Genomic DNA, 9,301 nt, shown 5'->3' with positions numbered 1-9,301 from the left:
AATCAGCATGCCCTTACCGTTCTCAACAAAGGCCAGGAATACTCACAGGGACGGGGTAGGACGCACCGTCAAAGAACCATCTATAAATATGATGGCATGGAAATCTTTTTTCCTTGACTTTCTTTTTCATAGAAGACGGGTATATTCGAGAAGTTTGCCGACCTCAATATCTGCAGTCAACCCAAAGAAGGGGTTGTCATATCCCTTAAAAAAATGGAATTGTTCCTTCCGTGCCCATTGTTCAATATCAATGATCCGGAAGTCTGACATTATACCCTCAGAAGTTTATTTCTTTGGAGAGAATAGATCGGTAATGCTGCCAGCTACGATCTCAGCTGCATTCCCTACAGATTCTGATAGACTTGGGTGAGGATGGATGATGAGGGCAATATCTTCTGCATCAGCTCCCATCTCCATGGCCAAAACCGCTTCAGCGATGAGATCACCGGCATTGGTCCCAACAATACTCATCCCAATCAATTTACCAGACTCTTTGTCAAACAGAGCCTTTGAGAATCCTTCAGTACGACCCAGAGCCAGAGCACGACCACTGGCAGACCAGGGGAAAACGCCTTTATCGTATGCGATGCCCTGCTCTTTGGCTTGAGTTTCTGTCAACCCAGCCCAGGCTATTTCAGGATCAGTAAAGATAACAGCAGGAATGATGGATACATCAAAGGCAGCAGGTTGACCACAAATTACCTCTGCAGCCACTTTGCCTTCATGAGTCGCTTTGTGGGCCAGCATGGGATCTCCGGTGATATCACCGATGGCATAGATATGCGGAATATTGGTCCCTCGCTTCTCATCAACCTTGATGAACCCACGCTCATCTATGTCCAGACCGATGTTTTCAAAGCCACTGCCAAATGTATTAGGACGACGACCCACAGCCACCAAGACCTTATCAACCTGCATGGTCTCAGGTCCGGATTTACCTTCAATTTTTACTTCCAGATAATCTTTGTGGGGTTCAATTCCCAAAACTTTGGTGCCTGTCTGGATGGATGCAAAATCTTTCCTCAAACGCTTTTCCAGGGGCTTGACCACGTCTGGATCGGCACCAGGAAGCAGATTGGGCATGAATTCCACCACCGTGACTTTTGATCCCAGAGCTGAGTAGATCGTGCCCATTTCCAAACCGATATAGCCACCACCAATAATGAGCAGGTTTTCTGGGATACCATCCAGATCAAGTGCTGAAGTAGAATCCATGATCCGGGGATCTTCAGGAAAACCAGGAATCTTTGTGGGATGCGAGCCTACTGCAATAATGGCGTCTTCAAAGGTGACTTCAACGATACCATCAGCTCCAGTTACCTCAATGCTTGTTGGAGATGTGAATACGCCTGATCCAGTTACAATCTGGACTTTGCGGGCTTTGGCCAGGGCAGCGATGCCCTTGGTCAGGCGACCAACGACTCTCTCGTTCTTCCACTTTTTAACTGCTTCAAGGTCCCATACCGGTTCTGAAAAAGTCAGACCAAAGTGCTTCACTTCAGAGCTTTCAGATTTTACCCGTGCAAGATGGAGCAGGGCTTTGGAAGGAATACACCCTCTATTTAAGCAAACGCCACCCAGGGTTTTATCCTTGTCAATGAGAATGACAGATTTGCCAAGATCAGATGCTCGAAATGCAGCAGCATAACCTCCTGGACCAGCACCTAGAACGACAACATCGGCATGAAGGGATTTAGACATCCAAAACTCCTGAAACTAAAATAAATTCTTAATCGCTTTCAATTCATCAGCGATAAATTTTGTAAATCTGGCTGCAGCAGCTCCATCGATGACCCTGTGATCATAGGATAGGGAGAAAGGCAGCATGAGACGTGGTTGGAATTCAGCGCCATCATACTCTGGTTTAATCTTGGATCGCGACACACCGAGAATGGCGACTTGTGGTGGATTAACAATGGGTGAAAAACCAGTTCCGCTGATTCCACCGAGACTTGAAATAGAGAATGTTGCTCCAACCAGTTCTGCAGGTTTGATTTTGCGATCCCGGGTACGGGTGCTCACATCCACCAATTCCACAGCAAGTTCATTCAGACTTTTCTGATCAACATCACGAATAATTGGAACCACCAGACCATTTGGGGTATCTACAGCTATTCCCAGATGGATATATTTTTTATGGATCAGGTTTTCACCCGTGGCATCCAATGAACTATTAAAATCTGGAAATTCCTTGAGGGCATTGGCAACCGCTTTCATGATAAAGGGTAAAATCGAAAGTTTACCCCCCTCTTTGGCTGCAGAATGCTTGTAAGTCTGACGAAAAGCTTCCAGATCCGTAATATCGGTTTCATCATACTGGGTTACATGGGGAATGGTCTGCCAGGCATTTTGGAGATTGACCGCAGTGGCCCGACGGATTTTACTCAAATGAACCTTTTCAATTTCACCCCACTGGCTGAAATCAATTTCAGGTTGGGCGGGTCTGCTTATACCTGTGGCTGGTGCATCGCTGAGACGACCCTTTACATAATTCTGAACATCTTCCTTGAGGACACGACCCTTGGGACCGGTTCCGCTGACCTGACTGAGATCAGCACCCAATTCACGGGCAAACCTGCGCACCGATGGGCTGGCAGGTATGACACGGCGTTTGGTAACGGGAACTTCAATGGGTGTTTTGGGGATTTCCTCTTCAACTGGAGGTTCCACCTCTGCTTTTTTTGCAGGTTTTTTCTTTGCTTGAACTTCATCAGGTTCAGGAGCAGCCTCTGCTTCAACTTCATCTGCTTCAATGGTGGCCAGGATGGTATTGGTACTGACTTCAGAGCCTGTTGTAATGCGAACGTCCTTTATTGTCCCAGCAATCTCAGCTTCAATTTCCATGGAGGCCTTGTCACTTTCCAGGAGGACAAGAATATCACCCACATCTACATGATCACCCGGTTTGACATTAATCTCTCCGACTTCAACACTATCAATGCCTTCCCCAAGATCCGGTATGATTATTTCTTTTAGCATGGTTTTATCTTTCTTCAATCGATTTCAATATGAGATAATATTATAGCACTAAATCTCTTGGCATGTCTTGCTGAGCCTGTCGAAGCATATCAATTCTCTTTAATTTTTTCTATATAAAACATATGATATTTTCATCCTTCGATGAGCTCAGGATGACAAGCCCGATGGACAGACGTCATGCTGAGCCTGCCTGCCAAGCCATAGCTTGAAAGCGTAGGCTGGTCGAAGTATACAAAAATATTTGCCTCCTGTCTATCCTTCGAGAGCCTCAGGATGACACCCTCGTCAACGCTTGACTGGATTATCTGATTCAGTTTGGATACCATATTTTTTGATAGCCCTAGCCACGACATCGCCTTTGATCACATCCATTTTTTGTAATTGGAAAAGTGCTGTAGCTACGATGGAATAACGATCAACTTCAAAGAATTTCCTGAGATTTTCCCTGGATTCACTTCTGCCAAATCCATCAGTTCCCAATGCAATAAATGGTTTATCGATAAAAATGGATATCTGTTCAGCAACCAGCTTGATGTAATCTGACGCTGCGATCACAGGACCAACCTTATTGTGCATGAGCTCACACGCGTAGGCTTTACGCCTCTCCTTGGTGGGGTGTAGACGATTCCAGCGTTGTGCATCCTGGGCATCCAATCTCAGTTCTGAATAACTCGTGACACTCCAGATATCGGCAGTAACTTTCCATTCCTTTTTAAGAATGTCAGCAGCCGCCAGCACTTCACCCAGGATAGCTCCAGAGCCCATTAATTGAACGTGCATATCTGCTTTGGCTTTACCCGTACTTGAAAGGTGATACATCCCCTTAATAATACCTTCTTCGGCATTCTTGGGCATGGCTGGATGGATATAGGGTTCATTCTCCAGGGTGAGATAGTAGAATTCATCAATCTGTTCCTGCATCATTCGTTTCATTCCATGCTGAATAATGACTGCAATCTCGTAGGAGTATGCAGGATCGTAAGCACGGCAATTGGGTATGGTTGCAGCAGCAAGAAGACTGTGTCCATCCTGATGCTGGAGACCTTCCCCATTGAGGGTTGTTCTGCCAGCAGTTGCTCCCAGCAGGAAGCCTCTGGCACGGATATCACCAGCCAGCCAGAACATGTCGCCTACTCTCTGGAATCCAAACATGGAGTAGTAAATATAAAATGGCATCATGTTGACACCGTGTGTGCTGTAGGATGTGGCAGCTGAAACCCAGGAACTTGCAGAACCTGCTTCAGTAATACCCTCTTCTAAAATTTGCCCCTTGATATCTTCTCGATAATACAGGTATTGATCCGAATCCACTGGATCGTATAGCTGACCGACGCTTGAGTAAATACCCAGACTCCTGAACAGGGCTTCCATACCAAAAGTTCGGGCTTCATCTGGTACAATGGGCACGACCCGCTTGCCCATGATTTTATCCTTGGTCAGCATTGATAAAATACGCACAAAGGCCATGGTGGTGGATTGTGCCCGATCCCCAGTGCCCTCAAGCGCAGCTTTGAAAGCTGACAATTCAGGAGTTTGGGTGGGTTCCGCTGAGCTCCGACGAGCCGGGAAATTTCCACCTAATGCTTCACGGCGGGCTTTTAAATATTTGACTTCTTCAGAATTTTCATCTGGACGATAGAAGGGAGCCTTGATCACCTCTTCATCTGAGATGGGAATACCAAAACGGCTGCGGAAGGCTTTTAATTCTTCTTCATTTAATTTTTTCTGGCCATGGGTGATGTTTTTACCCTCACCAGCTTCACCCATTCCATAACCTTTAACAGTACTGGTCAGGATCACAGTAGGTTGATCCACATGGGCCAATGCTTCAGCATAAGCGGCATAGACCTTGGCAGGATCGTGTCCACCGCGTTTCAGCTTTTCCAGGTCTTCATTACTGAGATGATTCACCATCTCAAGCAGTTCAGGATATGCTCCAAAGAAATGCTCACGAATATAAGCGCCACCTTCAACGATGTATTTGAGGATGTCACCATCCACAACTTCTTCCATACGCTTGGCCAGGATACCGTCTTTATCTTTGGCCAGCAGCTCATCCCATTCTGAGCCCCAAATAACTTTAATGACATTCCAGCCAGCACCTCGGAAGGCTCCTTCCAGCTCCTGGACCACTTTGCCATTTCCGCGGACAGGACCATCTAGTCGTTGCATGTTGCAGTTTACAACAAAGATTAGGTTGTCCAGCTTTTCACGGGAAGCCAGGGTAATTGCTCCCAGCGATTCTGGTTCATCCATTTCCCCATCACCCAGGAAAGCCCAGACTTTGCGATCACTCCTTGGAATCAGTTCGCGGTTTTCCATATAGCGCATAAAGCGGGCTTGATAAATAGCCTGCAGGGGTCCCAGACCCATGGAAACAGTTGGGAACTGCCAGAAATTGGGCATTAACCAGGGGTGTGGATAGGATGATAGACCGCCACCATCGGCTAATTCACGACGAAAGTTTACCAGGTCTTGTTCACTGAGGCGACCTTCCAAAAAGGCGCGTGCGTAAATTCCCGGTGAACCATGACCTTGAAAATATACGATATCTCCACCAAACTCATCGGTGGCTGATCTGAAAAAATGATTAAAGCCTATCTCCAGGAGAGTTGCTGAAGAAGCGAAGGTTGAGATGTGACCGCCAATACCATCACTGACCTTGTTGGCTCGAACCACCATGGCCATGGCATTCCAACGCACAATAGATTTAATACGACGTTCGATATCCCTGTCGCCAGGAAATTGCGGCTGTTGGGAAACGGGGATGGTATTCAGGTAGGATGTGTTGGGACTATAGGGAAGTCGTACACCATGCCGGCTGGCATAATCGATAAGTTCATTTACCAGAAAATGGGCTCGATTAACCCCCTCCTCTTCAAAAACAGCTGCGAGAGAATCCAGCCACTCACTGGTTTCCTGGGGATCGGTATCTTTATTAATGTTTACACTAGCCACGGCATACCTCAATAAATATTTGTATTTTTTTGGATTGAAAATTGGTAGGATAATTCAGAGTAACTCATACTAACGTGACTATAATAGTCGCAAATCTTCAAGCTGCAATAGCAATCGCAGTCTCTATACCGATTTATCCCGATTTTTTGTCCCATATTGGAACTCCCCGCATTGATTCTTGTAGACTCTTAATCTCGGGACAATCTAAACCGAAATGGATAATCTCCGATTTAAAACCCCGGGTTTAAACCCGGGGTTAGATACACTCTATTTTTTGGATTTTCTAGCTCGGCGCATGCTAAAATATTTCAGGGGGTTCAGCCCAATGGCAATACTTCTTTTAACAGACTGGGCTTCTTCCGCATCTGATTGAGCCGTGAATTTGTCCAGGGCTTTTTCAATGACAGTGCGTGTAGGATTGAGAGCATAGCGCGAAAAGTCGATGGCTTTCTGCCTGGCAATATCGTTCAATTGCTGTTTGATGTGACGAATAGGTTCTGCTACAATGGCTTTGGTGGAATCAAGAATCTGTCTGGGATCAGGAGAAAGATCACGGGTCGACTCGATATAAGTCATTCTACAGTAGTTTTCAGTAATCAATGAAATACGGGACAGCAACACGGCATTGGTAAAACCACTGGCAATAGAGGCCATGACCTTGTCGAAGAAGGGAATGCTCTTTAAGGTATCCGAGCCCATCTTGGAGATCAGCTCTTCCACTGCGAACTCCACTCCCTCGGAACCTCCAATAGCTATTGAATAGTAAATCTGTTTCATAATCTGCCACAAGTCTCTCCCACTGGCCCGACCAGTATAGAGGGTGAAAATTTCCTTCACCAGATTCACATTGGCTGAAAAGATGAGTATGGCATCGATAAATCCATATTGGGATACGGCACTACTATAAAACAAATGAACTACATATTTTCGCCTGATCTCATCACAGCGTTGAGATAGTTCCTGAGTTGATAACTCGTAACGCGTTTTCAGGCTTCCTACCATTGGATTGGAATACCCTATTTCCTTGAGATATTTATTTCCCATCCTGCGCTGCAGGCGCATTTCCATGAGCTCGGCTTCTTTTCGCTTTTTCCTTACGGGGCCTGGGTCACCACTGAGTCTACTGATCCTGTACAAGGGGATGACCACAAAGTAGACCAAGACTGAGATAAGGATTGCCAGAACCAGGTAACCGAGATAAGGATTCGCCGTGTAGGCCAGTACATAAAAATTGAGCATTTCCCTCAAAATGAGGTATGCGAAAAGGGCGATAATAAATAGGACTAGGCGCTTTAGCATTTTCATTATCTAAAACTAACTCTGATATGCTAATAATGGTACCTCATAAAATAAAAGAAGCCCACTTAAAAAGTGGGCTTCTTTGTTTAGCGGAGGAGTGACTAACCAAACACTCTGTAACGTGATTTATTTGAGCAACATCATCTTCTGTGTTGCACTAAAGGATCCCGCTTCCATTCGGTAGAAATAAACTCCAGATGCCTGATTTTCAGCCATCCATAGAATATTGTAGCTACCAGCTTCTAAGGCCCCATTCACCAGTGTCTGTACCAGACTTCCTCGCATATCAAAGATGTGGATTTTGACATCTTGAGTTTCTGGAAGATCAAATGCGATGGTAGTTGCCGGGTTGAAGGGGTTGGGGTAATTGCCCTTCAAAGCAAATTCTGTAGGAATCAGGGCATCATCAACAGCCACTGGAACATACAAGGTATCTGAATTTGAAGCCACACTCTCAACATCAGGGGTGTAAAGCGCAGTCAGATGGTAAATATAGCTTTGGTCTTCATCCAACTCGTCAACCTCGGTGTATCTGCGTACTCCTGGATGGTCGATGGTAGCAACCATGACATCGTTACGATACACATTGAATCCCATGAGAGATGTCTCTCGTGTTTCACGTATCCCTGTGTCACCTGCCACTGCCAGAGCATTTGACGTGCTTTCAAATACATGACCATCTGATGTGCTGTTGAGGCTGAGGACTGAGGTTCCACCAAGGTTGTCACTGACAACACCCTGAACCATCACATTCCTGTCCCATCCATTGCCGGACAGTAGCAACCAGTTTGCTCCACCATCGATTGAAACCAGATCACCATAGCCAATAACTGCCGGACCTTCATCAAGACCAATAGGATACTCACCATCCAGAGTACCTACTGCTTCGAAGCCAATCCAGAACCAATCAGAAGCACTAATCTCAACAGGTTCAGTGATTTCTACTTCATTCCATCCATAGGCTACAGGATTAGAAACTACCTGCTCATAGACCAGGGTTTCTGCAAGTTCACCCGTCCAGATCTTGACAGTAATTTGAGCATAATCATACAGATAGAAGCGTATCATTTCAAGCATATCGCCATCTGCGTCAACCAGGTTATCAGGTGAAAATCTGGCTGCCCCAATGATATTGCCTCCCTCAGTGACACCCAGAGCTTCTTCATAGACACCGTTATCCCAGTGCAGGTTGTAGTGGTCTGTGTCCATGGACCAGCTCAACTGAACGGTCTGGGCTTCATCGATTTCTGCCACAAAGGAAGTGGGTGGGTAGTAGGGATTCTGAAGATAAATGCTCACTGGATCTGTTGTTTCAGATTCTTCAAGCGTGTAAACAGCTGAAACAGCGTAATGATGTTCTCCAAATTCAACACCTGTATCTAGATAAGCAGTCGTAGTAGAATCATCTGTGGTAAAAATGGTTTCGCCATCACGATAAATGCTATAGGCTTCAAGAACAGGCGGAACTGGTGTGGCATCAAAACTGGCATGTACATTTACATTGCCTGTTACACCAAATCCAGAGCTCAGGTCATACCACCATCCACCCGTACGCACCATATCTGAGTAACCAGGGCGAACTGGACTAGCACCATCATGGGTAAAGGCGAAGCCACCGAAGATCTCAACACTGTAACCGATATAAAGAATTGCTGAATCGCTTACAACATAGGGTGTTTCCAGGGGAATCTCATTCCATTCATCTAGATCGAAAGTCGTAACGGATTGAGAGAAGATTTCGTTTACTGCATCCTCTCCAGTCCACATTTTCAATGTATATGTCCCCAATTCATTTGCTGGAACAAAACCGATACTCAACAACTCTGTACCCACCATTTCGGTCAGGTCAGTCGCATCATATTTGATGGCAACATCATATGTCCCACCCCCCCATGATTCATAAGCACCTGCGTAGACACCTGAATCGTATCCAAGCTGTCCCATGATTGTGGGAAATGTTGGTGCGACCCACGACAGGCTGACTTCATTAATGTCGGTTTGTATAGCCAAGAGACTATCAGGGCTAGGATATGGACTCACCAATTCAATCGAGGCTATTGGAGAA

At 45.8% G+C, this 9,301-nt stretch carries 5 protein-coding genes; all 5 read right to left on the bottom strand.

All coding sequences use genetic code 11. The annotated features are described in order from the left end of the window. Window positions 1-285 precede the first annotated feature (285 nt). On the bottom strand, window positions 286-1,701 hold the full coding sequence (gene lpdA, locus ISR87_14760) for a dihydrolipoyl dehydrogenase (GenBank protein MBL7026702.1): 1,416 nt from the start codon (window positions 1,699-1,701) through the stop codon (window positions 286-288). Window positions 1,702-1,716: 15 nt separating this feature from the next. Continuing rightward, the gene (locus ISR87_14755) at window positions 1,717-2,979 is read right to left on the bottom strand and encodes a 2-oxo acid dehydrogenase subunit E2 (GenBank protein MBL7026701.1); all 1,263 of its coding nucleotides are present in this window, start codon (window positions 2,977-2,979) and stop codon (window positions 1,717-1,719) included. Window positions 2,980-3,264: 285 nt separating this feature from the next. Continuing rightward, window positions 3,265-5,937, bottom strand: a complete 2,673-nt coding sequence (gene aceE, locus ISR87_14750) for a pyruvate dehydrogenase (acetyl-transferring), homodimeric type (protein ID MBL7026700.1) — start codon at window positions 5,935-5,937, stop codon at window positions 3,265-3,267. A gap of 267 nt (window positions 5,938-6,204) precedes the next feature. Further along, a complete protein-coding gene (locus tag ISR87_14745; protein MBL7026699.1) occupies window positions 6,205-7,236 on the bottom strand; it encodes a DUF697 domain-containing protein in 1,032 nt (343 codons plus the stop codon). 126 nt (window positions 7,237-7,362) lie between these two features. Next, window positions 7,363-9,246 carry a T9SS type A sorting domain-containing protein gene (locus tag ISR87_14740; protein ID MBL7026698.1) on the bottom strand — a complete coding sequence of 628 codons (1,884 nt, stop codon included), beginning with the start codon at window positions 9,244-9,246 and terminating at the stop codon, window positions 7,363-7,365. Between the last annotated feature and the right edge of the window lie 55 nt (window positions 9,247-9,301).

Source organism: Candidatus Neomarinimicrobiota bacterium (assembly GCA_016784545.1).
Classification (GTDB): Bacteria; Fidelibacterota; UBA8477; order UBA8477; family JABMPR01; genus JABMPR01.
The sequence above is the reverse complement of the archived record's forward strand: the minus strand, read 5'-3'. Positions and strand labels throughout refer to the sequence as shown.